This is a genomic window from Nocardiopsis sp. CNZ308 (assembly GCF_004217075.1).
The window spans coordinates 6,161,061-6,184,801 of the sequence record NZ_SHKJ01000001.1; the positions used below are offsets into that span (position 1 = coordinate 6,161,061).

Genomic DNA, 23,741 nt, shown 5'->3' on the forward strand with positions numbered 1-23,741 from the left:
ACCCGCCGGAGCCGCCCGCGGGCCCGGGTCTATTGGATGACCGGACTCCATCTATTGCGACCTGCACCGACAACTTCTGCTTGACGATCGACATAAGCCCGACGTACGGTTCGATGCAGCAGGTGAGGCAGGTCACAGGAGTTGGGCGATGTGGCGTCTTCGGACCGTCGGCATGGCCTTTCCCGGTTACGAAGAGCTGCTCCGCCCGCACCAAGTGAAGTCCGGCGGCGGCGACCCGCCGGGCCTCCCCCTCCGAGACGTGGACGGGGCGCTGACGGGCCGGACGGCCCCGATCCCCGGCCACCGCGTCGTCCGCCTCCGGCAGGGCCAGCGAGGAAAGGAGCCGGTATGGGCTGAGACCGATGAGGCGGCACCCCCGCTTCCCGCACCTGATAGCAGGAACTCCCCGTCAGCCCACCGGTCGCAGCCGCCCGGCCCCCACCGGGCCGCACGACCACCGGGCCGCCCCTGCCGTCGGCGCCGGCACGCCGCACGGACTCATCGATTCGCTCCCACCCCCCAGGTGAGGTTCCGTATGAAGAAGAGACCCCTGCTGACACTCGGCGCCCTGGCGTCGGGTGTCGCCATGGCGCTCACGCTGACCGCACCGGTCGCGTACGCCGACGAGACCGGCGAGGACGCGTTCAACACGCTGATCTTCTCCAAGACCACCGGCTTCCGGCACGACTCGATCCCCCACGGCGTCGCGCTCATCGAGGCGCTCGGCGAGGAACACGGCTTCCAGACCGCGCACACCGAGGACTCCTCGGTGTTCAACGACGAGGAGCTGGCCGCCTACGACGCGGTGATCTGGCTCTCCACCACCGGCGACGTGCTCAACGAGGAGGAGCAGGGCGCCTTCGAGCGCTACATCCAGGGCGGCGGCGGCTTCGTCGGCGTCCACTCCGCCTCCGACACCCACTACGACTGGGAGTGGTACGGCGACCTCGTCGGCGGCTACTTCGCCAGCCACCCGCCCGGCACGCAGGACGCCCAGGTGGTGGTCAACGACAGGGTGCACCCCTCCACCGAGCACCTGCCCGCCAGCTGGGAGCGCCGCGACGAGTGGTACGACTTCGACCTGTCCCCCCGCGGCGACGTGCACGTCCTGGCCGGGCTCGACGAGGACTCCTACGCCGACCAGGTCGATCCCGGGGGCCAGATGGGGTGGGACCACCCGATCGCCTGGTGTCAGGCCTACGACGGCGGCCGGTCCTGGTACACCGGCGGCGGCCACACCGTGGAGTCCTACTCCGAACCGGAGTTCACCCGGCACCTGCTCGGCGGGCTGCGGTGGGCGGCCGGAACCGCCGAGGGGGACTGCGGCGCCACGCAGTGGGACAACTTCGAGAAGGTCACCCTCGCGCAGGGCGAGGGAGCCGTGGGCGAACCCATGGGCCTGGCGGTCCTGCCCGACGGCCGCGTGATGCACATCACCCGCGGCGGCGAGGTGCGGCTGTGGTCCCCGGACACCCACACCACCGAGCTGATCGCCCAGATCCCGGTGTACAACCACGACGAGGACGGGCTGCAGGGCGTCGCCCTGGACCCGGACTTCGAGGAGAACGGGTGGGTGTACCTGTACTACTCGCCCGTGATCGAGGGCGTCCCGGCGGGTGAGGCGCCCGCGGACGGCTCCCCGGAGGACTTCGAGCCCTACGAGGGCCACAACAACCTCTCCCGCTTCCAGTTCACGGACGGGGAGACCCCCGCCCTGGACCTGGACAGCGAGAAGGTCCTGCTGGAGGTCGGGACCGACCGGGGCATGTGCTGCCACGTCGGCGGCCACATCGACTTCGACGCCGAGGGCAACCTCTACCTGGCCACGGGTGACGACACCAGCGCGTTCGGGTCGGACGGCTACACGCCCATCGACGAGCGCGAGTCGCGCAACCCCGCCTTCGACGCCCAGCGCAGCTCGGCCAACACCAACGACCTGCGCGGCAAGCTCTTGCGGATCACGCCCACCGACGACGGCGGCTACGAGATCCCCGAGGGCAACCTCTTCCCGCCGGAGGAGTACAGCGGCGAGCAGGCCCGGCCCGAGATCTACGCCATGGGCCTGCGCAACCCGTTCCGGTTCACGGTGGACAAGGAGGACGGCACCGTCTACCTGGGCGACTACGGTCCCGACGCCAACGAGCCCGACCCCGACCGGGGACCGCAGAACACGGTCTCCTGGCACGCCATCACCGAGCCCGCCAACATCGGCTGGCCCTACTGCATCGGCGACAACAGCGCGTTCGTCGACTACGACTTCGAGGCCGGGGCCTCCGGAGAGGCGTTCGACTGCGCCGCGCCGGTGAACGACTCCCCGCGCAACACCGGCCTGGAGGAACTGCCCCCCGTCACCCCCGCCTCCATCTGGTACAGCTACGAGGAGTCGGAGGAGTTCCCGCAGCTGGGCACGGGCGGCGGCGCCCCGATGGGCGGCCCGGCCTACCAGTTCGACCCCGAACTGGAGTCGGACACCAAGTGGCCCGAGTACTACGACGGCATCCCGCTGTTCTACGAGTGGGACCGCGACTGGATCAAGCAGGTGCACCTGGGCGACGACGGCGAGGTCCTGGACATCACCGAGACCGTCCCGAACATCGACCTGGCCAACCCCATGGACATGGAGTTCGGCCCGGACGGCTCCCTGTACGTGCTGGAGTACGGGTCGGGCTACTTCGGCGGGGCCGACGACTCGGCGCTGTCGCGCATCGACTACACCGGCGGCGGGACCACCCCGGTCGCCCACATCAGCGCCTCCACGACCTCGGGACCGGCCCCGCTGGAGGTGGAGTTCTCCGCGGAGGGCTCCAGCCACCCCGGCGGCCTGCCCCTGGAGTACGCGTGGTCGTTCGGCGATGGCCAGACCTCGACCGAGGTCTCGCCCACCCACACCTTCGAGGAGGCGGGCCAGTACACGGTCGTTCTCACCGTGACCGACAGCGAGGGGCGCACGGGCACGGCCACCACGACGGTCACCGCGGGCAACACCGCGCCCGAGGTCTCCTTCCAGACCCCGCGGGACGGCCAGTTCTTCCACTGGGGTGACGAGATCCCCTTCAACGTGGACGTGGCGGACGCCGAGGACGGCTCCGTGGGCGAGGGCGTCGACTGCGGCGACGTCGCGGTCACGGCCTCGCTCGGCCACGACCGGCACGCCCACCCGTGGACCCAGTACGACAGCTGCGAGGACGTCAGCGTCACCGAGGTCGACGGCGGCCACGGTCACGACATGAACATCTTCTGGGTGCTGGAGGCCGAGTACACCGACTCCGGCGGGGACGGGGCGCCCGGCCTCACCGGAAGCGACGGGGTCACCCTCAAGCCCGCCCGGACGCAGGCCCAGTACTTCACCGACAGCGAGGGGGTCCGGACCGAACCCACCACGGACGCCGAGGGCGGCCTGGTCAACGTCAGCCACATCGGCCACGGCGACTGGACGGCCTACGACACGACCAACCTGGTCGGGGTCGAGCAGATGGAGTTCCGGGTCGCCTCCGCGGGGGCGGGCGGAACGATCGAGGCGCGCGTGGACGCCCCCGACGGCGAACTGCTCGGCAGCGTCGACGTGCCCTCCACCGGCGGGTGGCAGGAGTGGACCGACGTGACCATGGACGTCACCGACCCCGGGGAGACCTTCACGCTGTACCTGGTCTTCGACGGTGAGGGCCCCGCCGTCGAGGACGGCCTGTTCAACGTCAACTACTTCGAGGCGGTCCTGGACGGCCACGGGGAGCACGGCCCCCAGACCGAGCTGACCAGCCCGCAGGACGGAGCGGTCTTCGAGGAGGGCGCGGACGTCCCCCTCTCCGCCGAGGTCACCGACCACGCCGAGGCCGGTGTGGAGAAGGTGGACTTCCTCGTCGGCGACGAGGTCGTCGCCACGGTGACCGAGGGCCCGTACACGGCCGCCTGGCAGGGGGCCGCGGCGGGCGAGTACGAGGTCAGCGCCGTGGCCACGGACGGCGACGGCAACACCGGCGCCTCCGACACCGCCACCATCACGGTCGAGGCGGGCGGCACCGAGCCGCCGGAGTGCGCCCCGGCCGGGGCCGAGGACGGCTACACCCCCCTGTGGGACGGCCGGACGCTCGACGGATGGACCATGGCGGGCCCGGGCGGCTTCGGCGTCGTCGACGACGGCGGCGAGGGCTGCGCCCTGGAGACCCAGGGCGGCATGGGGCTGCTCTGGCACGAGACGGAGCTGGAGTCCTACCGGCTGAAGCTGGACTTCCTCGCCGCCGAGGAGACGGACAACTCCGGCGTCTTCGTCGGCTTCCCCGAGCCCGGGGACGACCCCTGGGTCGCCGTCGACGAGGGCTACGAGATCCAGATCGACGGCTACGGGGCGCCCGACGGCGACCCGATCCACCAGACCGGCGCCGTCTACGACTTCCAGGCGGCCGACTCCCACCCCGCGCGGGTCGGCGAGTGGAACGAGATGGAGATCGAGGTGGCCGACCCGATGATCCGCGTGTGGATCAACGGGGAGCTGGTGAACGAGTTCGAGAGCACCGACCCGGCGCGTGACCTGTCCTCGGGCCACATCGGGTTGCAGAACCACGGCGACGCCGACCGGGTGCTCTTCCGCGACGTCCGGGTCCAGGAGCTGGACGCGGTCGAACCGGTCACGTTCGCCGAGGTCCGGGAGCGCGTCGACGCCCTGGAGGCCGACGGCGCGCTGACCGTGTCCGAGGCGCGTCGGCTGACCCCGCAGCTGGAGCTGGCCGAACACCACCTCAACGTCGGCCGTACCGGGCAGGCCACACGCGCCCTGGACCGGTTCGTCGAGGTGGCCGAGGCGGTCGCCGACGAGGCCGCCGGAGAGGAGCTGCTGGAGCTGGCCGACAGGCTGCGTCCGCTCATCGACGACGAGTGACGGGACGCCTCCGGCGGACACCCGGCCCCCGGTGGGACGGCGTCCGCCGGGGGTCCCGTGACCACGGCGGGGCCGGTCGCGGCCGGCCCCGCCGCCCCCCGCGGCGGCGCCCCGCCGGAAGGAGGCGCGACGTCGCGGCGTCCGGCCCCCAGGTACGACGAGAAGAAGGTGTCACGGTGTCCGCCAAGAAGGCCCCCTCCTCCCCCGACCCGTCCCGCGGGACGCAGGCTCCCCCGCCCAGGCTCACCTGGTGGCTGACCGCCGGATCCGTCCTGGTGGTCGCCGCCCTCGTCGGCGTCCTCGTCCTCACCTTCACCGGTGACGACCACACCGCCCCCGACCCGGCGCGCGTCGCCGAGCTCCAGGCCTCCGCGCAGGAGCGCGACCGCGCGCAGGTCGACCAGCTCGTCGAGCGCACCACCGCCGCGCACGGGCAGCTGGTGCCCGTGGTGGAGAGCCTGGACGCGGCCGTGCCGCCCGACGGTTCCACCCCCGCCGGGGAGGCCCCCGACGCCGGGGAGGTCGACTCCTGGCTGGAGACCGTCCACGAAGCGGCGGTCCACTTCGAGGACGCCCCCTCCGGCGGCAGCGGCCACAACGTCGCGCACGCGGGGCTGTCCAACGCCGTGGACCTGCTGGGGTCGGCGGTCGTCGCCTACTCCAACGCCCAGCGCGCGCAGGACGCGCAGCGGGCGGAGCTGCTCGAACTCGCCGGCGACCTGCGCACCCAAGCGGTCCGCGGCTGGTCGGTGGCGGCCACCCAACTGGACATGGTCAGCGTCGAGTCCGGCCACGGCCACGTCCACCTGTACCTGCCCGCGGCGCCCGGCAGCGGCGCCCTGGGACCCGACGGAGCCGAACCCGGCGAGGGCGGCGAGGGCGGCGCCGACAGCGGCGACCAGTGACCGCACCGTCGCGGAACACCCGAAGGCACGCAGAGGGGAGCATGCGTTGACGCGAGTCGGAGTATGGCTGATCGGGGCGCGGGGATCGGTGGCGACCACCGCCGTCCTGGGAGCCCTGGCGGTGCGGTCCGGAGCGGCGGGGCGGACGGGGTGCGTGACCGAGCGCCCCGAGTTCGCCCCGGCGCGCCTGCCCGGGATCGGCGACCTGGTCTTCGGCGGCCACGACGTCTCCGAGGTCCGTCTGCGCGAGAGCGCCGAACGGCTGGCCCGGGCGGGGGTGCTGCCCGCGCACCTGCCGCCGGCCCTCGCCGACGAACTGGACCGGACCGAGCACCGTCTGCGCCGGGGCCTGGACGCCGCCACCGCCGGAGTGGGGCGCCGCGACGTGGACCGCCTGGAGGCGGACCTGCGCGGGTTCGCCGAGCGGGAGGCGCTCGAACGCGTCGTGGTGGTGGACCTGTCCAGCACCGAGCCCCGTCCCGAACCGCACGCCGAGCACACCGACGCCGACGCCCTGGAGGCGGCCCTGGACGCCGGGGGCGCGCGGATCCCGGCCAGTTCCGCGTACGCCTACGCGGCCCTGCGCGCGGGCTGCGCGTTCGTGGAGTTCACGCCCAACACCGGTCCCCGCCTGCCCGTCCTGGCGCGGCTCGCCGAGCGCTCGGGCGTGCCGTGGGCCGGGTGCGACGGCAAGACCGGGGAGACGCTGGTCAAGAGCGCGCTCGCGCCGATGTTCGCCGCCCGGGCTCTGCACGTGCGCTCGTGGTCCTCGGTCAACCTGCTCGGCGGCGGCGACGGCGCCACCCTGGCCGACCCGGCCAACGCCGAGAGCAAGCTCGCGTCCAAGGCGCGGGGCCTGGAGCACATGCTGGGCCACGGTCCGGACGGCCCCCTGCACATCGACTACGTCCCCGACCTGGGCGACGCCAAGGTCGCCTGGGACCACGTCTCGTTCGAGGGGTTCCTGGGGGCGCGGATGTCCCTGCAGTTCACCTGGTCGGGCTACGACTCCGCGCTGGCCGCGCCCCTGGTGCTGGACCTGGCGCGGCTGACCGCCCACGCCCACCGGCGGGGCCGGGTCGGCCCCCTGCCGGAGCTGGCGTTCTTCTTCAAGGACCCCGTGGGCACCCGCGAACACGGCCTCGCCGAACAGTGGCGGGCCCTGACGTCCTGGTGCGCGGCACCGGAGGAGGAGGCCGAGTGAGAGCGCGCGACCTGGCGAGGCTGGTGCGCCTGCCCGCGGCGCTGAGCGTTCCCGGCGACACCCTGGCCGGTGCCGCGGCGGCGGGGGGCCTGCGCGGGCCCGGGGCCTGGGCGCTGCCCGCGGCCTCGGTGTGCCTGTACTGGGCGGGCATGGCCCTCAACGACTACGCCGACCGGGAGGTGGACGCGGTCGAGCGCCCCGAGCGCCCCATCCCCTCGGGGGCGGTGCGCCCCGGCGAGGCCCTGGCCGTCGCCGCGGGGCTGACCGTGGCGGGCGTGGGCCTGGCCGCGGCGGCGGGCGGACGCCGGGCCGCGGGGGTGGGCACGGCCCTGGCCGCCACCGTGTGGGGCTACGACCTCGTCCTCAAGAGGACCCCGCTGGCTCCGCTGGGCATGGCGGCGGCCAGGGGACTGGACGTGCTGCTGGGCGCGGGCGCGCGCCCCGCCGACGCGGCCAGGCCCGCGCTGGCGCTGGCCGTCCACACGCTCGGGGTGACCGCCCTGAGCCGGGGCGAGGTGCACGGGACGCGGCCCTCCGTGGCGGCGGGGGCGCTGGTGTGCACCCTGGCCAGCGCCGCGCTCGCCGCCGCGCCCGCCCGTCCCACGCGCGACGGTGCGGCGGGCGGCACCGCGGCCAGGGCCCTGGCGGGGGCGCTCGCGGGGGTCTTCGCACTGGGGGTGGGATCCGCCCAGGTCAGGGCGCTGGTCGAACCCGAGGCGCACCACGCGCGCGCGGCGACGGGTGCGGGCATCCGGGGGATGATCCCGCTCCAGGCGGCCCTGCTGGCAGGGCACGGCGCGCCGGACGCCGCGTGCGCGCTCGCCGTCGGCGTCCCCGTGGCGGCGCGGGCGTCCAAGGCGGTGCCCTTCACGTGAGGTTCGGATACGGCACCAACGGCTTCTGGGACCACCGGCTGGACGACGCGCTGGCCCTGATCGCCGACCTCGGCTACGAGGGGGTGGGGCTGACGCTGGACCACCCGCACCTGGACCCCTTCGCGCCGGACGCCTTCGCGCGCACCGCGCGCATCGGTCGGCGGCTGTCCGAACTGGGCCTGGCGGTGGTCGTGGAGACCGGCGCCCGCTACCTGATGGACCCGCGCCGCAAGCACGAGCCCACCCTGGTCTCCGACGAGGGCGCCGAGCTGCGGGTGGACCTGCTGCGCCGCGCGGTGCGCGTCGCCGATGACCTGGGGGCCGAGGCCGTCTCCTTCTGGTCGGGCGTCCTCCCGGCGGGGGTGAGCCGGGAGCGGGGCTGGTCGCGGCTGACCTCGGGCGTGGAACGGGTCCTGGCCACCGCCGACGACCTCGGCGTGGACTGCGCGTTCGAGCCCGAGCCCGGCATGTTCGCCGAACGGGTGGCCGACGCGCTGGAGCTGCGCGAACGGCTGGGCGACCCGCCGCGCCTGCGGGTGACGGTGGACGTCGGGCACGGCGTGTGCAACGAGCCGGACGGCCCCGAGGGCGCGGTCCGGCGGGCCGGGGCCCTGATCGCCAACGTCCAGCTGGACGACATGCGGCCGGGCGTGCACGAGCACCTGGAGTTCGGCGACGGCGAGATCGACCTGCCCGGGGTCCTGGGCGCCCTGGAGGAGGTCGGCTACCGGGGTCTGGCGTCGGTGGAGCTGCCCCGCCACGGGCACGCCGCTCCCCTGGTGGCCGAGCGGTCGATCCGCGCGCTCACGCGGGCGCTGGCCGACTCCCGGGCGCGGAGGGCGGAGGTGTGAGCGGGGAGTACGCCTTCCTGGACACGGACGCGGCGCGCGTGGCCCTGGCCGCCCAGGTCGGGCAGGTGCGCGAGCGGCCCGCGCGGATCGCCGTGCTCTTCCCCGCGGCGGCCAGGAGCGTGGCGCGCGGGGCCGGTCCGTCGGGCGACCCCGACGGGGTGGCCGGGCCGACCCTGGAGGACATGGCGCGGGTGGAGCTGCTGGCCGCGCTGGCCGGGGCCCTGGCCCCGCCGGAGCTGGCCCGGGAGGTCCGCGACCTGTACCACCACGGTGACGCGGGTGAGCGGCGCGCCGTCCTGCGGGGCCTGGACGTGCTCGACGTGCGCGGCCTCGGCCGGGAGGAGGTGGCGGACGCGGCGCGCGAGCTGCTGGCCGACGCGATGCGCGCCAACGACACCCGGCTGGTCGCGGCGGCGGCCGCCAGCGCGGCGACGGCCCTGCTCGACGCCGACTCCTGGCGCCAGGGAATCCTCAAGTGCCTGTTCACCGGGGTGCCGCTGGGGTCGGCGGCCGGGCTGCCCGACCGCGCCGACGCCGAGCTGGCGCGCATGTGCGCCGACCACGCCGAGGAGCGGATCCTGGCGGGGCGGCCGGTCCCCGCCGACGTCCACCTCGTGCTGCGGCGCTTCCCCGGGCAGGCCGCCCGCCTGGACACCCACCGAACGGAGGCGTGATGCGTATCTTCGACCCGCACATCCACATGACCTCGCGCACCACCGACGACTACGAGGCGATGTACGCCGCCGGGGTGCGGGCGGTGGTCGAGCCGTCGTTCTGGCTGGGCCAGCCCCGGACCGGCGTGAGCTCGTTCCGCGACTACTTCGACGGCCTCGTGGGCTGGGAGCGCTTCCGGGCCGAGCGGTTCGGGATCCGCCACCACTGCACGATCGCGCTCAACCCGAAGGAGGCCAACGACCCCCGCCTGTCGGGGGTGCTGGACCTGCTCCCCCGCTACCTGGCCAAGGACGGCGTGGTGGCGGTGGGCGAGGTGGGCTTCGACTCCGGCACCGCCGAGGAGGAGAGGGCCTTCCGCCACCAGCTGGAGCTGGCCGGGGAGTTCGGGCTGCCCGTCCTGGTGCACACCCCGCACCGCGACAAGGCGGCCGGGACCCGCCGCACCCTCCAACTGGTCGCCGAGTCGGGGCTGGCGCCCGAGCGGGTGCTCGTGGACCACCTCAACGAGGCCACCGTGGCCATGGTGCACGAGTCGGGGTGCACGCTGGGTTTCTCCATCTACCCCGACACCAAGATGAGCCCGGAGCGCATGGTCCGCGTCCTGTCGGAGTGGGGCCCGGAGCGGATGGTGGTCAACTCGGCCGCCGACTGGGGCCGCAGCGACCCGCTCGCCACCCTGCGCACCGGCGAGGCCATGCTCGCCGCGGGCTTCACCGAACGCGACGTCGAACGCGTGCTGTGGGACAACCCCGTGGAGTTCTACGGCCGCAGCGGGCGCCTGCTGCTGGACGACGTGCGCGGGGCCGACCGCACCGCGACCTACTCGGGGAACTCGGTGCTGCGCGGCGAGCGCGCGGGCGGGGGTGCCGCGTGAGGCTGCGCCACCCCGACGGGACGGTCGTCCACCTCGCCTACTGCACCAACGTGCACCCCGCCGAGGACCTGGACGGCGTCCTGCGCCAGGTCCGCGTCCACGGCGGCGGCGTGCGCGAGGCCCTGGGCGCGGACCGGCTCGGCCTGGGCCTGTGGCTGCCCGCCCCGCTGGCCCGGGAGCTGGCGGCCGACCCGCGCCTGACCGACCGGCTGCGCGCGGAGCTGGAGTCCAACGGGCTGGAGACGGTGACCCTCAACGCCTTCCCCTACACCGGGTTCCACGCGCCCGTGGTCAAGCGAGCCGTGTACCACCCCGACTGGACCGACCGGGCCAGGCTGGACTACACGGTGGACTGCGCCCGGGTGCTGGCCCGGCTGCTGCCCGACGACGCCGCGCGCGGCAGCGTCTCCACCCTCCCCCTGGCCTGGCGCGAACCCTGGGACCCCGGCCGTCTGGCCGCCGCCCGCGCGCACCTGGCCGAGCTCTCCGACGCCCTGGAGGACCTGGCACGGCAGGGGCGGCCGGTGCGGGTGGGGCTGGAACCCGAACCCGGGTGCGTCGTCGAGACCACCCGGGACGCGGCCCGCCTGCTCGGGGATCCGCCGCCGCACCTGGGCGTGTGCCTGGACACCTGCCACCTGGCGACGGCCTTCGAGGAGCCGGGGGCGGCCCTGGACCGGCTCTCCGGCGCGGGCCTGCCCGTGGTCAAGACCCAGGCGTCGGCGGCCGTGGAGGTCCCCGACCCCGCCGACCCGGCCGCGCGCGGGGCCCTCGCCGCCTTCACCGAGGACCGCTTCCTGCACCAGACGCGCGCGCACGGCGGGGACGGGGCGCGGCAGGGCCGCGACGACCTGCACGAGGCCCTGGGCGGCACCGACCCCCTGCCCGACGGCGCGCCCTGGCGCACCCACTTCCACGTGCCCCTGCACGCGCCCGCCGCCGCCCCGCTGCGCGGGACCAACGAGCACCTCACCGACACCCTGGGGCGTCTCCTGGGGCCCGGCGGCGCGCGCACCGACCACGTGGAGGTGGAGACCTACACCTGGTCGGTGCTGCCGAGGGAGCGGCGCCCCGCCGACGGCAGGGGGCTCACCGAGGGCATCGCCGCCGAGGTGGCCTGGGCCCGCGACCGCCTGACCGACCTCGGCCTGACCCTCCTGTGACACCCCGCGAACCGAAGGGACACCCCCATGCCGACGGAGGAACCGCGCCTGCTCGTGGTCGACGCGGTCGGGCTCACGCCCCGGCTGCTGCGGCACGCGCCCCGGCTGCGCGCCGTGGCCGACAAGGGCTGGCAGGCCCCGCTGGAGACCGTCCTGCCCGCCGTGACCTGCACCGTCCAGTCCACGTTCCTGACCGGCCTGACCCCCGCCGGGCACGGCGCCGTCGGCAACGGCTGGTACTTCCGGGACCTGGGCGAGGTGTACCTGTGGCGCCAGCACAACCGCCTGGTCCGGGGCGAGAAGGTGTGGGAGACCGCCCGGCGCCACCGGCCGGGTTTTCGCACCGCGAACGTGTGCTGGTGGTACGCCATGGGCGCCACCACCGACTGGACCGTCACGCCCAGGCCGGTCTACCACGCCGACGGGCGCAAGTCCCCCGACTGCTACACCCGGCCGCCCGCCCTCCACGACGAGCTGACCGCGGAACTGGGGCCCTTCCCGCTCTTCCAGTACTGGGGGCCGACCGCGTCGCTGCGCTCCACCGAGTGGATCGTGGCCGCGACCCGCAGACTGATGCCGCGCGCCGACCTGACCCTGTGCTACGTCCCCCACCTGGACTACGACCTGCAACGGTACGGCCCCGACTCGGAGCGGGCCCGCCGGGCGGTGGCGGACATGGACGCGGCCCTGGCGCCCCTGCTGGACGACGCCGAGCGCTCGGGCACCGCCGTGATGGTCCTGAGCGAGTACGGCATCACCCCCGCCGACAGGCCCGTGCACGTCAACCGGGTGCTGCGCGAGGCCGGGCTGCTGGAGGTGTACACCCAGCACGGGATGGAGTACCTGGACCCGTGGGAGTCGCGCGCCTTCGCGGTGGCCGACCACCAGTGCGCGCACGTCTACGTCCGCGACCCCGGCGACGTGCCCGGGGTCGCCCGCCTCCTGGCCGGGGTGGAGGGGGTGGACCTGGTCCTGGACCGCGACGGGCAGGCGGAGCACGGGCTGGACCACGAGCGCTCCGGCGAGCTGGTCCTCGTGGCCGATCCGGGCGCCTGGTTCACCTACTACTACTGGCTGCGCGACGCGGCGGCGCCGGACTTCGCGCGGGGCGTGGACATCCACCGCAAGCCGGGCTACGACCCCGCCGAACTCTTCCTGGACCCCGCCGACCGGCTGGCCAAGGCCCGCGCGGCGGCCAACCTCGCCCGCAAGAAGGTCGGCCTGCGCTACGCCATGAACGTGGTCCCGCTCGATCCGGGCTGCGTGCGCGGCACCCACGGGCGGGCGCACGCCGACCCCGACGACGGCCCCCTGGTGCTGTGCTCCGACCCCGGCTCCGCCCGGGGACGCGTCGCGGCCACCGAGGTCCGCGACCTCATACTCGGTCTCGCCGGTGTGCCGGCACCGGCGGGGCCGTCCCCTTCCCCCTGACACGGTCACCGCGAGGGACCGCTGGACCGCCCCCTCCACCGGCGATCTCGTGCCCACAGCGGGGTTCGGCGCTCCGGACTCGCTGTAAACACACGATCACCGCAGGTCAAGGCCCCTCACGTCACACCGGCCACGGTTCCGGTCGGTGCGGTACGCGGTGCTCCTGGGACTTCCCCGCCCGCCCCGTCGTCGCGGGCGGGGCGGGCGGGGAAGTCACCCCCGACGCGGAGTCACAGGTCCCAGTCGGTGCCGTAGCGCCCGGTCAGCTCGCGCACGTCCTCGGGCGAGAGCACGGAGAACTCGCTTCCGCGCAGCGACACGACGATGCGCGAGGCCTCCTCCAGCTCGACGGCGCCGTCCAGGGCGGCCGCCGGACCGGAGGCGGCCACGATCGAACCGTGGTTGGCCAGCAGGGCCGCGCGGAACCGACCGGGCAGGCGGGAGAGGTTGTCGGCGAGCCGGTCGCTGCCCGGCGCCGCGTAGGGCACCAGGGGCGCCTGGCCGACCCGCATGACCAAGTAGGGCGTGACGGGCGGCAGCGCGGACGCCTCCGACCAGGCGGGCAGGCACGAGGCCGCGCAGGCGTGCGGCGAGTGCAGGTGGACGACGGCGCCCGCGTCCGGGACCCGCCGGTACATCGCCTGGTGGAGCGGGAACTCCTTGGAGGGGGGCGGACCGGCGACGTGCTCCCCCTCCCCGTCCAGGACGGACAGGCCCTCGGAATCGAGGTCGCGCAGGGAGACCCCCGTGGGGCTCATCAGGGTCAGCTCCCCGGCCCGCGCGGACACGTTGCCCGAGGCGCCCGGGCTGAGCCCCAGTTCGACGGCGCGGCGTCCCACCGCGCACAGCTTCCGGGCCGCCTCACGCGCTTCGCGGTTCACTTGTCTCCCTCCCAGGCGCGGACGAACAGGTCCTCGCGGCCGAAGTTGCCGGACTTGAGCATCAGCTGGACGTCCTCACCTCCGCTGTGTCCGAGCGTCCACGCGACGCCCGGGTCGATCTCGGGTCCCAGCGCGAGCGAGGCCACGCCCAGGCGCCGCACGACGGCTCCGCTCGTCTCGCCGCCCGCGACCAGGAGCGCGCGTACCCCCGCGGCGACCAGGCGTGCGGCGATCTCGGCCAGCGCCTCCTCGATGAGCGGCGCGTCGGCGGTGTCCACGACGTGTTCGGGTGCGGCGGTGGCGTACACCGTGAACGGGGACGCGCCGCCCTCCAGGGCGCGCTCCACGGCCAGCGACACCGTCGCCTCGAAGTCCCGGCGCAGGTCGGAGGGGAGCAGGTGGTGCCCCCCGCCGTGGGCGAGGGCGTGGCGCACCTGTCCCTGGGTCGCCCGCGAGGCGCTGCCCGAGAGGACGACGCGCGGCCCCCGGGGCGGGGTGAGCGGCAGGTGGCCGGTCCCGTGGGGGCCGGTGAGCCCCTGGGCGAGGGCGCTGCCGCCGGTCAGCAGGCGCAGGTCCCGCGTCGCGTCGGCGAGCGTGCGCAGGTCGGCGTCGGTCAGGGCGTCCACGACCACGAACCGGGCCCCCTGCGCGCCGGCCCGCGCGATGGCGTCGCGCACCGCCTCGGCCCCCTGGGCGACCACCGGCCAGGGCACCAGCGCGACGGCGTCCCGGCCGCCGCTGACCTGGGGGGCGAGCAGGCGCGGGAGGCTGGAGTCGGTCATGGGCGTGAGCGGGTGGTGGCGCATCGGGGACTCGTCGAGGGGGTCGTCCCCCACGAAGAGGTGGCCGCGGTAGACGGTGCGCCCGTTGGCGGGGAAGGCCGGTGCGACGACCGTGACGTCCTCGCCGAGGGCGTCGAGCACCGCCTCCGTGACCGGGCCGATGTTGCCGTCCGGGGTGGAGTCGAAGGTCGAGCAGTACTTGACGTAGAACCGCTCGCACCCCGCGCTCCGCAGCCGTTCGAGGGCGTCCAGCGAGGCCGCGACCGCCGCGTCGGCGGGCGTGGTGCGCGACTTCAGGGCCACGACGACGGCGTCGGCCCCCTCCGCCGCGGTGGCGACGGGGTCGGCGCCGCCGGGGTCCCGCGAGTCCAGGACCACCGTGGTCCGGTGGCCGGACGCGGTGAGGGCGATCGCGACGTCGGTCGCTCCGGTGAGGTCGTCGGCGATCACGCCGAGGGTCGCCATGTGAGGTACTCCCTGTGGTCGGGGCGGGTCGGTCGGGGAGGTGGGTTCGGGCGCCCACGCGGTTCTGGATGCGCCGGAGGTTCCCGTGCTCCGGGCGCCCGAACAAGGGCCGAAGCGGAGCGGAGGCCCAGAGGAACACTGGTCAGACGAGGCCGGTCGCGATCATGACGTTGAGCACGAGGAACCCGGTGACGCCCGAGATGAACGAGGCGACGCCGATCGACCGGATGCCCTGGCCCACCGTCATGTTGGACAGCGTCGTGGTGACCCAGAACCCGGACGAGTTGGCGTGCTTCATGATCTGGGCGCCGGTCGCGCAGGCCAGGTACACCACGATCGGCGCCAGGCCGAGGTCGTCCATCAGGGGCTGCATGATGGCCGCCGAGGTCATGACGCCCAGGATGTTGGAGCCCGTGATCGTGCACACCGCGGCGGCGACGAGGAAGGGGACGATGACCGGCGACAGACCGGTGCTCTCGATGCCCGAGGCGACGCTCTCGGCCACGCCGGTCTCCCGGATGATGGTGGCCAGCGCCCCGCCGACGCCGGTGAGGGCGATGGGCATCGCGGCGATGCGCAGGCCCGCCTCGAACAGGTCGTTGAGGGTGGACTTGTCCTTCCAGCGCCCGCGGAACAGCGGCAGGGCCAGGAGGCAGGCGACGAAGAGCGCCACCGTCGGCTCGCCGACGAACAGGACGGCCTCGGTGATCCAGGCCCCCTCGGGGAGCGCCGGGCCGGCCAGGGAGGCGAAGACGATGAGGGCGATGGGGGCCAGGATCGGCACCAGCGAGCCGAACAGGCCCACCGTGGCCGGGGCCTCGGTACCGGTGGCGGAGTCGCTGCCGCCGGAGGGGCCGGTGGCGGATCCGCCGGAGCCCGCGGTCAGGTGTTCGACGAACTCGGGCTTGGGCGGCACGTGCGTCCTGGTCCGCGACAGGTAGACCGTCGCGGCGACGACGCCGGGGATGCCCACCATGAGGCCGTAGAGGATGGCCTCGGCGGTGCTGACGCCGAGCAGGGACGCGGACGCGAGCGGGCCGGGGCCGGGCGGGACGACCGAGGTCATGACGTAGGCGCCGAGGTAGAGGATCGGCCCCAGCTTCATCATCGAGATGCCCGTACGGTAGGCCAGGGCGGAGACGATCGGGATGAGCATGACGACCGCGGTGTCAGCGATGAGGGGGATGCCCAGGACGGTCGAGGCGAGGGCGATGGCCCAGGGCACCTTGTTCTGGGAGAACAGCTTCAGCGCGGTCTCGGTGATCTTCAGGGCCGCGCCGCTCAGTTCGAGCATCTTGCCGAGCACACAGCCGAAGACGATCAGCAGCCCGACACTGGCGAGGGTGTTGCCGAAGCCCGTCGTGACGAGTTCGATGGTCCCCGTACCGCCCATGCCCAGGACGAGGCCGAGGGCCACGACCACGATGAACAGCGTGGCCACGGGGTGGACCTTGAAGCGTGCGATGAGCAGTACGAGTACCGCGATGGCGGTGAGGAACGCCAACAGGGTGTAGATGTCCGACATGTCAGTGGGTCCGATCGTTCACAGGTGCGTGCGGGCGTGGCGCCAGGCGTCAAGGAGGGCGTCGCTGGCGTCGGCCAGGTCGTCCAGGCGCACCAGTGCGCCCGCCGCGACGTCGCGGGCCAGGGTGGCGTGGGCCGCCAGGTAGAGCGGTGCGACGTCGTCGGGGGCGTCGGCGGTGTCCAGCAGGACGGGGGCCACCCCCTGGACGTCGTGGTGGTGTCCGCCCATGTCCAGCCTGGTCCCGGCGGGGAGGCCGCGCCGGGCCCGTCCGGCCAGGACCGCGTGCGGGGCCGGGTGCCGGGGGGTCACCGCGCGGCGGCGGTCCACGGCGTCCAGCAGGCTGAGCGGGGTCTCCACCCCCATGAGGTGGTAGGGCAGATAGAGGCAGGCGTAGCGCCCCGAGCGCGAGACCACGTGGCCCTTCTGCGCGAGCAGTGCCCAGGAGACGGGGTCGCCGGTGCGGACGACCACGAAGACCCCTCCGGCGAAGGATGCCTCCTCGGGGAGGCGGAGCACGCTGAAGACGTCCACGGCGCCGGGCCGGGAGAGGATCCCCCCGTCCTCGGCGAGGGAGTAGACGTCGGCGAGTTCGGCGACGCGCGCGACGGGGTAGCGCATCGCCTCGGTGTCGGGGACCAGGCCCGTGTAATTGGCGACGACGCCCATCTCGCAGTAGTCGGCGGCGGCCGAGCGCGACAGGCCCGCAACGGCGCGGGCGCGGGCGGCGAGCGTGGCGGGCACGTCCTCGCCCAGGGTCAGCAGGCCGGCCAGGTCGGGGGCGTCGATCTCCTGGTCGAGCTGGCGCACGCGGCCCGTGGCCGGGTCGAAGACCAGGTCGTACTCGCCCGACTTGCCGATCGCGACGACGTCCAGGCCCAGCAGGCGGGTCCGCTCGTACCACTCGACGAGGTTGGCGGGCTGGTCGCCGATCCCGGGGGTGTACACCACGCCCCGTTCCCGGGCGAGGTCGGCCAGCGCGATCCCGGAGACGGAGTCGACCTCCTTGGAGACCATGACCACGTGGCGTCCGGCCGCGATGGCGGTCCGCGCGGCCCGGGTGCCCGCCTCGGGGCTGCCGGTGGCCTCGACGAGCACGTCGTAGTCGGCGTGTTCGAGGAGGCGGGTGTCGGCGACCACCGCGATCCGCCCGTCGGCCAGCGCGGCCACCTCGTCCGCGCTGGAGCACACCGTCAGCGCGTCGGCGGGGTAGCCGAGCTCGGCGCACAGCGCGATCGTCCCCTCGGTGTCCAGGTCGCACAGGACCGAGGGCCGCAGCCGCTCCATCCGCGGGGTCTGGGCGAGCAGGGTGCGCGCGAAACCGCCGCGGGCTCCGGTGAGCGCGTAGCGCACGGGCGGTGGCGGCGCCGTGGTGGCGTCGGTGGCTTGCATGGGTTCTCCTTACTCCGGCCTCGCGGAGGGCACGTGTGTGTGCCAGGCCGCTACGGCAACGCGCCATGTTTAACACCAGCGGAACATTAGAGTCAAGAATTATCACGACTGGTACCATCTGGGAACACTCGTTACCATGGTGCCCATGAGCGGAACCGAGGGAGAGCGATGATTCCGGCGCAACGGCGTGAGCTGCTCGTGCGGGAGTTGCGCGGCACGGGCGTGCTGAGCGTGAAGGAGCTGTGCGAGATCCTCGACGTCTCGCACATGACGGTGCGCCGCGACATCATGACGCTGGAGGAGGAGGGGCGGGTCCGCTCGGTGCCCGGCGGCGTCGAACTGGTCTCGCAGGTGCGTTCGGAGCCCTCCTACCGCGACAAGTCGCGGGTGGACGTGGCCGAGAAGCGGGCGATGGCCCGTGCGGCGGCGGCCCTGGTCGGCGAGGGGCAGACCGTCTACCTGGACGCGGGCACGACGCTGGGGCACCTGGTGCCCTCGCTGTGGAGCGTCACCGGTCTCACCGTCATCACCAACGACATCACCACCGCCGCCTCCCTCACCGACCACCCCGACGTGACCCTGTTCCTCATCGGCGGGCAGATCGACCGCGAGAACCGCTCCTCGGTCGGCGACATCGCGGCCGCCACCATCGAGGAGTTCAACATCGACGTCGCCTTCGTCTCGACGAGTTCGTGGGACCTGAGCCGGGGCACCACCACGCCCTCGCGCGCGAAGGTCGCGGTCAAGCGCGCGGCCATGGCGGCGGCCTCGACGTCGGTGCTGGTCGCGGGGGCCGACAAGTACGGGGCCTTCGGCACGTTCAAGGTCGCCGCGCTCACGAGCTTCGCCTCGGTGATCACCGACGACCGCCTCTCCGAGTCCTCCGTGCGCGCGATCCGGGAGCTGGGCGTGGGCCTGGAGGTCGTCACGCCCCAGCGGGAGGCCGACGAGGAGGCGGAGGCTCCCACCGCCTGACCCCCACTCCGCCGGGAGTCCCCGTCAACCGGGGGCGCGGGCGCACGGCCGGGTCGTCCCCCGCTCCGCCGGGGCGCCGCCCGGACCTTCGGCGCGCCCTCCGGCCCTCCTCCGCGCGGAGTCGCACCCGCCCGCGCCCCGCGTGCTGTTCGCGTGCCCGGACCGCACCCCCGACCGCGTGCCCGGATCGTGCGCGCGGAAAAACCCTGGACAAAAATCTTCCAATGTAAGAATCTGGGTGCGCGGCCCCGCCCCGCACCCTCGGGGGCGTGCCGCGATGTGAGCGACAGGGCGATGCCCGAGCGAACGAAGGAGCCCCCCGTGCCGACAACATCCGTGCAGCTGTACTCGGTCCGTGACGAACTCGCCGACGGCCTGGAGAGCGCCGTGGCACGCCTGGCCGAGATCGGCTTCGCGCACGTGGAGCCGTACGCGTTCCACCTGGACACCGAGGAGTACCGGCGCGTGTTCGCCGCGACAGGCGTCACCGCGCCCTCCGGCCACGCCCCCGTGATCGACGCGCGGGCCCCCGAGGAGGTCTTCGACGCGGCCGCCGAACTGGGCATCACGACGGTCATCGACCCGCTGGTCCCGGCAGAGCGGTGGCAGACCGCCGACCAGGTGGCCGAACTGGCCGAGCGCGTGAACCGGCTGGCGGAACTGGCCGCCGAACGGGGTCTGGAGTTCGGCTACCACAACCACGCCTGGGAGCTGAGCACCCGCATCGGCGACAGGCACGCGCTGGAGGTGTTCGTGGAGCGCCTGGAGCCGCGGGTCGTGCTGGAGGTGGACACCTACTGGGCGGGGGTCGGCGGCGCCGACGCCGCCGCGCTGCTGCGGGCCTTCGGCGACCGGGTGCGGCTGATCCACGTCAAGGACGGCACCCTGGACGGCGACGTGACACGGCAGCGGCCCGCGGGTGAGGGCGAGGTCGACGTCCGCGCGGTCCTGGAGGCCGCCCCGGGGGCGATCCGCGTGGTCGAGTTCGACGCCTACGCGGGCGACGTGTTCGACGGCATCGCGCGGTCGCTGGCCTGGCTCGGGGAGAACGACCGATGACGCGCACCGGGGCCGCCGGGGTCGGCGTCATCGGCGCGGGCAACATCTCGACCCAGTACCTGGAGAACCTGACCCGGTTCCCCGACGTCGAGGTCCGCTTCGTCGCGGACCTGGACCTGGCGCGCGCCGCCGCGCGGGCCGACGCGTACGGCGTCCCGGCCTCCGGGACCGTGGCGGAGCTGCTGGCGCGCGAGGACGTCGAGGTGGTGGTCAACCTGACCGTCCCGGCCGTGCACACCGAGGTCGGGCACCGGATCCTCGACGCGGGCAAGCACGTGTGGAGCGAGAAGCCCATCGCCCTGGACCACGACGCGGCCGCCGCGCTGCTGGCCAGGGCCGGGGAGGCGGGACTGCGGGTCGCCTGCGCGCCGGACACGGTGCTGGGGGCGGGGACGCAGACCGCGCTGCGCGCGATCGCCCGCGGCGACATCGGGGAGCCGCTGACCGCGACCACGATGTTCCACGTGCCCGGACCCGAGTCCTGGCACCCGGACCCGGACTTCCTCTTCGCCCACGGGGCGGGGCCCCTGTTCGACATGGGCCCGTACTACGTCACCGCGCTCGTGCACGTCTTCGGCGCCGCGACCCGGGTGCAGGCGGTGGCCTCCACCGGCCGCGCGACCCGCACGATCGCGAGCGGTCCCCGCGCGGGCCAGGTGTTCGAGGTGCAGGTGCCGACGCACCACGCCGCGCTCGTGGAGTTCGGCCCGGGCCGCTCCGCCCAGTCCACGTTCTCGTTCCAGCACGCGCTGCCCCGGGCGGGGATGGTGGAGGTCAACGGCACCGAGGGCACGATCGTCCTGCCCGACCCCAACACGTTCGGCGGGGACACCACCCTGTGGCGGTACGACCGGGAGGAGCCGGTCACCATCGCCCCCGAGGGGCCCGTGTACGGGCGCGGGGCCGGGGTCGTCGACCTGGTCCGCGCGCTACGCGCGGGCGGGACCGAACGCGCGTCGGGGGCCGTGGCCTCGCACGTGCTCGACGTGCTGCTGGGCGTCCGCGACGCCGCGGACGGCGGAACGCCCGTGGAGATCACCTCCGCCGTGGCGCCGGTGGCTCCGCTCCCGCAGGGGTGGGACCCGGCCAGCCCGACGCTGTCGGCGGCGGGCGCCTGACGCGGAGAGCCCCGGGCGCCGTCACCGCTCGCGTGCGGTGACGGCGCCCGGGGCGCGTTCACGGGGCCTGGGCCGACGCGCCGCCACCGGTCCCGCCGCCCTCGGTCCCGGCGCCCCCTCCCCCGCCGGGCAGCAGCCGTTCCAGGACCTGGAGCGAGCGGTAGACGTCCACCTCCCGCGGGTCGAGCAGCCACTGCAACTGCAACCCGTCGGACGCGGCGATCACCAGGGCCGCCGCGTCGTCGGGGTCGATGTCGGCCGCGATCTCACCGGAGCGCTGACCGGCGCGGACGCGCTCGGCGAGGTCGGCGCGCAGTGCCCGGAACCGGGCCCGGACGAACTCCCGCGTCGCGGGGTGCCGCTGCTCCTGCAACGCGTCCGTCGTCAACGTCGCGTACAGCTCGACCAGGCCGGGGATGGAGCGGTTGCGCTCCGCGCTGCGCTCCATCACCGCGACCGCGGAGACGGCGTCCGGATCCGAGGGCTCGCACCCCGTCGCCTCGTGTTCGCGGTAGACCTCCACCAGGAGCTCGTCGCGGGAGGCGAAGTAGTAGCGCAGCGCCGCGTGGGACACCCCGATGGCCTCGCCGATCGCCCGTAGCGACGCGCCCACTCCGTGCTCGGCGAACACCTCGATCGCGCGCGACAGGATCTGCGACCGCCGCTTCTCGGCCTTCCGGTACGTCCGGCCGGAAGCACCCGCACCACCGTTCACCACGCCCTCCTTCGACCCGGACCGCACGGTCGGCCGCCGCTGACGCGCGGCGGGACCGGTGCGGCTCTCTCCCTCGTGGACGCCTACCAGTGTGTCGGCATCTGCGCCGCGGCTCGTCCGTGCCCGGGGGCCGGTCGGGGTCCTCCCGTTCACCGGAGGGCGGAGGCCAGGCCCAGGATCAGCAGCAGGGGCGCGATCAGCGCCACGGCGCGGACGACGGCTCCCGCGGCGGAGGAGAAGGTGACCGCCAGGCAGGCCCGGTGGACGAGGTAGCCGAACAGTCCGATGAACAGGGAGGTGGCGATGACGAAGGCGTCGAGGCCCTCGGTGAGGATCAGGGACGCGGGGAGGCAGGCGTAGAGCAGGGCCGCGACCGCGGAGGGGGCGGCCTTCGTGGCACGGAGCGTCGGAGCCCCGCGCGCGGACGCACGCCTGCGCTCCAGGAGGAAGGCGATCAGTCCGGGAAGCGTGGTGATCGTGAGAAGGACGGCGTAGACCGACGTGAGCACGATGAGGACGAACCCGAAGGTGAGGTGGTCCGAGACCGAGAAGGGCATCAGGAGGACCAGGAAGGCGTGGATCGCGCCGCCGGAGGCGATCCTGAAGGATGCTTCGGCAGCGGTCTCCACGCGTACGGCCCCCGGGTCCGGGGGCCTCGGCGCGCTGCGGATGGTGTACGTCAGCGGACGCGCGTTCTCGGGGGGTTTCGACCGCGGAGCCATACCGACATCCCACCACGCCGGAATCCGCCCTCGCCTCCGCCCCCCGCGGTGGGGATCGGGACCGCTGGAAGGGTTCCCCTCGGCGGCTCGGAGCCGGGCATGAGAGGAGACCCGGCACCCCCTGGCCCCGCCGACGCGGCGGCGCTCCGCGCAGGAGGAGGCGGATACGACCCCGGTCAGAAGCCCTCGACGCGGGCGAGGAAGCGCAGCAGCCCCGCGTTGAAGGCGCCCGGCCGCTCCATGTTCACGGCGTGCCCGGCCTCGCGCACCACGGCCGCACCGGCGCGCGGGTTGGGCTTGGCTGCGGCCGCGGCGTGCTCGGCGGGCCACAGCTCGCTCTCGGCCCCGGCCACGAACAGGGCGGACACGTCCAGCGCGGCGACCGCGTCGCGCCAGTCGCGGCGGGCGTGGTCGCCCAGCAGCTCCAGCTCCGCGGGGGTGAGTTCGCGGTCGGTGCCGCGCATCGCGCGCAGCGTCCTGACCAGGCGCACGCCGCGCCGCCACAGGGGCGTTCCGTGGCCGGTGGCGGGGACGCCGTCGGCGAAGTAGGTGTCGGCGTTGCTTTCGTCGTAGCCGTAGAAGCCGTACGGCCAGTCCTCGGTGTTGAGCATCTTCGGCGTCTGGTCCACCGACACCGCGCCCGCCAGGCGGCCGGTGCCGTGCCCGGAGGTGTACGCCCAGACGGTGTTGGCGCCCATGGAGCCACCGACGAGCACGACGCCCTCCAGGTCCAGCCGCTCCAGGAGGGCGTGGACGCAGTCGCCGCGCCGGTCCATGGTCATGCCCGGAGGCAGGGGCCCCGCGGCGCCGTGGCCGGGCAGGTCCACGGCGAACACCCGGTATCCGGCGTCCGTGAGCGCGGGGACCTGGTGGCGCCAGGAGGTCGCGGGGGCCTTGAACCCGGCCAGGAGCACGATCGGGCGCCCCCGGGAGTCACCGTGTTCGGTGTACTCGATGCCGAGCCCGTCGTCCGTGGTGATCAGTGTCATCGCCCCTCCCGAAATCCGGGGCCATCCTCGCACACGCCCCCGGGTCAGGGGCTCCGAGGCCCGGGAGGCCGCGCGCTCCCCCTCCCGAGCGTGTAGGATTTTAGAAACGATAATCGTTTTCAGTCGCCACGGGCGGCAGCGGGGAGGAGGACGCGTGCCAGCGGCCCCGTCCCCGCTCCGCCCTGCGGAGGGGACGCGCACGGCCCGTGCGCCCTCGGGGCGGTGTCGAGCCGCGCCCCCGGGGGACACGGGACGGTAATGCGAGCACCG

At 74.3% G+C, this 23,741-nt stretch carries 19 protein-coding genes; 12 read left to right on the forward strand and 7 right to left on the reverse strand.

The window, feature by feature from the left end:
• Positions 1 to 535: 535 nt before the first annotated feature.
• The 9 genes from EV372_RS26570 to EV372_RS26610 all read left to right on the forward strand — a co-directional run bounded on the left by EV372_RS26570 (position 536) and on the right by EV372_RS26610 (position 12,851).
• On the forward strand, positions 536 to 4,873 hold the full coding sequence (locus EV372_RS26570; RefSeq protein ID WP_130398297.1) for a ThuA domain-containing protein: 4,338 nt from the start codon (positions 536 to 538) through the stop codon (positions 4,871 to 4,873).
• A 176-nt stretch (positions 4,874 to 5,049) separates the two neighbouring features.
• A complete protein-coding gene (locus EV372_RS26575) occupies positions 5,050 to 5,778 on the forward strand; it encodes a hypothetical protein (RefSeq protein ID WP_130398298.1) in 729 nt (242 codons plus the stop codon).
• 46 nt (positions 5,779 to 5,824) lie between these two features.
• A complete protein-coding gene (locus EV372_RS26580; protein ID WP_130398299.1) occupies positions 5,825 to 6,982 on the forward strand; it encodes an inositol-3-phosphate synthase in 1,158 nt (385 codons plus the stop codon).
• A complete protein-coding gene (locus EV372_RS26585; RefSeq protein WP_130398300.1) occupies positions 6,979 to 7,857 on the forward strand; it encodes an SCO3242 family prenyltransferase in 879 nt (292 codons plus the stop codon). Before EV372_RS26580 ends, EV372_RS26585 begins: the two co-directional genes overlap by 4 nt.
• On the forward strand, positions 7,854 to 8,708 hold the full coding sequence (locus EV372_RS26590; protein ID WP_130398301.1) for a sugar phosphate isomerase/epimerase family protein: 855 nt from the start codon (positions 7,854 to 7,856) through the stop codon (positions 8,706 to 8,708). The genes EV372_RS26585 and EV372_RS26590 overlap by 4 nt, the downstream gene beginning before the upstream one ends.
• Positions 8,705 to 9,382: an EboA domain-containing protein gene (locus tag EV372_RS26595; protein WP_130398302.1), complete on the forward strand. Its 678-nt coding sequence runs from the start codon at positions 8,705 to 8,707 to the stop codon at positions 9,380 to 9,382. The genes EV372_RS26590 and EV372_RS26595 overlap by 4 nt, the downstream gene beginning before the upstream one ends.
• Positions 9,382 to 10,257: a TatD family hydrolase gene (locus EV372_RS26600; protein WP_130398303.1), complete on the forward strand. Its 876-nt coding sequence runs from the start codon at positions 9,382 to 9,384 to the stop codon at positions 10,255 to 10,257. The genes EV372_RS26595 and EV372_RS26600 overlap by 1 nt, the downstream gene beginning before the upstream one ends.
• On the forward strand, positions 10,254 to 11,420 hold the full coding sequence (gene eboE / locus EV372_RS26605) for a metabolite traffic protein EboE (RefSeq protein WP_130398304.1): 1,167 nt from the start codon (positions 10,254 to 10,256) through the stop codon (positions 11,418 to 11,420). The genes EV372_RS26600 and eboE overlap by 4 nt, the downstream gene beginning before the upstream one ends.
• Before the next feature lie 27 nt (positions 11,421 to 11,447).
• Positions 11,448 to 12,851 (forward strand): alkaline phosphatase family protein, encoded by a 1,404-nt coding sequence (locus tag EV372_RS26610; protein WP_130398305.1) that lies wholly within the window; start codon positions 11,448 to 11,450, stop codon positions 12,849 to 12,851.
• A gap of 230 nt (positions 12,852 to 13,081) precedes the next feature.
• Here the strand turns inward: EV372_RS26610 and EV372_RS26615 are convergent, their stop codons facing one another.
• The 4 genes from EV372_RS26615 to EV372_RS26630 all read right to left on the reverse strand — a co-directional run bounded on the left by EV372_RS26615 (position 13,082) and on the right by EV372_RS26630 (position 17,893).
• Positions 13,082 to 13,732 (reverse strand): class II aldolase/adducin family protein, encoded by a 651-nt coding sequence (locus EV372_RS26615; protein ID WP_130398306.1) that lies wholly within the window; start codon positions 13,730 to 13,732, stop codon positions 13,082 to 13,084.
• Positions 13,729 to 14,979 (reverse strand): 3-oxo-tetronate kinase, encoded by a 1,251-nt coding sequence (gene otnK / locus EV372_RS26620; RefSeq protein ID WP_130398307.1) that lies wholly within the window; start codon positions 14,977 to 14,979, stop codon positions 13,729 to 13,731. The genes EV372_RS26615 and otnK overlap by 4 nt, the downstream gene beginning before the upstream one ends.
• 142 nt (positions 14,980 to 15,121) lie before the next feature.
• Positions 15,122 to 16,504, reverse strand: a complete 1,383-nt coding sequence (locus tag EV372_RS26625) for a GntP family permease (RefSeq protein WP_130398308.1) — start codon at positions 16,502 to 16,504, stop codon at positions 15,122 to 15,124.
• A gap of 18 nt (positions 16,505 to 16,522) precedes the next feature.
• A complete protein-coding gene (locus EV372_RS26630) occupies positions 16,523 to 17,893 on the reverse strand; it encodes a homoserine dehydrogenase (RefSeq protein ID WP_130398309.1) in 1,371 nt (456 codons plus the stop codon).
• A gap of 168 nt (positions 17,894 to 18,061) precedes the next feature.
• On the opposite strand from EV372_RS26630, the gene EV372_RS26635 reads away from it, so the two are divergent.
• The 3 genes from EV372_RS26635 (at position 18,062) to EV372_RS26645 (ending at position 21,045) form a co-directional block, all read left to right on the forward strand.
• A complete protein-coding gene (locus EV372_RS26635) occupies positions 18,062 to 18,868 on the forward strand; it encodes a DeoR/GlpR family DNA-binding transcription regulator (protein WP_013153364.1) in 807 nt (268 codons plus the stop codon).
• 321 nt (positions 18,869 to 19,189) lie between these two features.
• The gene (locus tag EV372_RS26640; protein ID WP_253793659.1) at positions 19,190 to 19,927 is read left to right on the forward strand and encodes a sugar phosphate isomerase/epimerase family protein; all 738 of its coding nucleotides are present in this window, start codon (positions 19,190 to 19,192) and stop codon (positions 19,925 to 19,927) included.
• Positions 19,924 to 21,045, forward strand: a complete 1,122-nt coding sequence (locus EV372_RS26645; protein ID WP_130398310.1) for a Gfo/Idh/MocA family protein — start codon at positions 19,924 to 19,926, stop codon at positions 21,043 to 21,045. The genes EV372_RS26640 and EV372_RS26645 overlap by 4 nt, the downstream gene beginning before the upstream one ends.
• Positions 21,046 to 21,103: 58 nt before the next feature.
• On the opposite strand, the gene EV372_RS26650 is transcribed toward EV372_RS26645, so the two are convergent.
• From EV372_RS26650 to EV372_RS26660, 3 genes are all read right to left on the reverse strand, one after another.
• Positions 21,104 to 21,760 carry a TetR/AcrR family transcriptional regulator gene (locus tag EV372_RS26650; RefSeq protein WP_130398311.1) on the reverse strand — a complete coding sequence of 219 codons (657 nt, stop codon included), beginning with the start codon at positions 21,758 to 21,760 and terminating at the stop codon, positions 21,104 to 21,106.
• Positions 21,761 to 21,909: 149 nt separating this feature from the next.
• Positions 21,910 to 22,482: a hypothetical protein gene (locus EV372_RS26655; RefSeq protein ID WP_253793663.1), complete on the reverse strand. Its 573-nt coding sequence runs from the start codon at positions 22,480 to 22,482 to the stop codon at positions 21,910 to 21,912.
• A 176-nt stretch (positions 22,483 to 22,658) separates the two neighbouring features.
• Positions 22,659 to 23,471: an alpha/beta fold hydrolase gene (locus EV372_RS26660; protein ID WP_130398312.1), complete on the reverse strand. Its 813-nt coding sequence runs from the start codon at positions 23,469 to 23,471 to the stop codon at positions 22,659 to 22,661.
• Between the last annotated feature and the right edge of the window lie 270 nt (positions 23,472 to 23,741).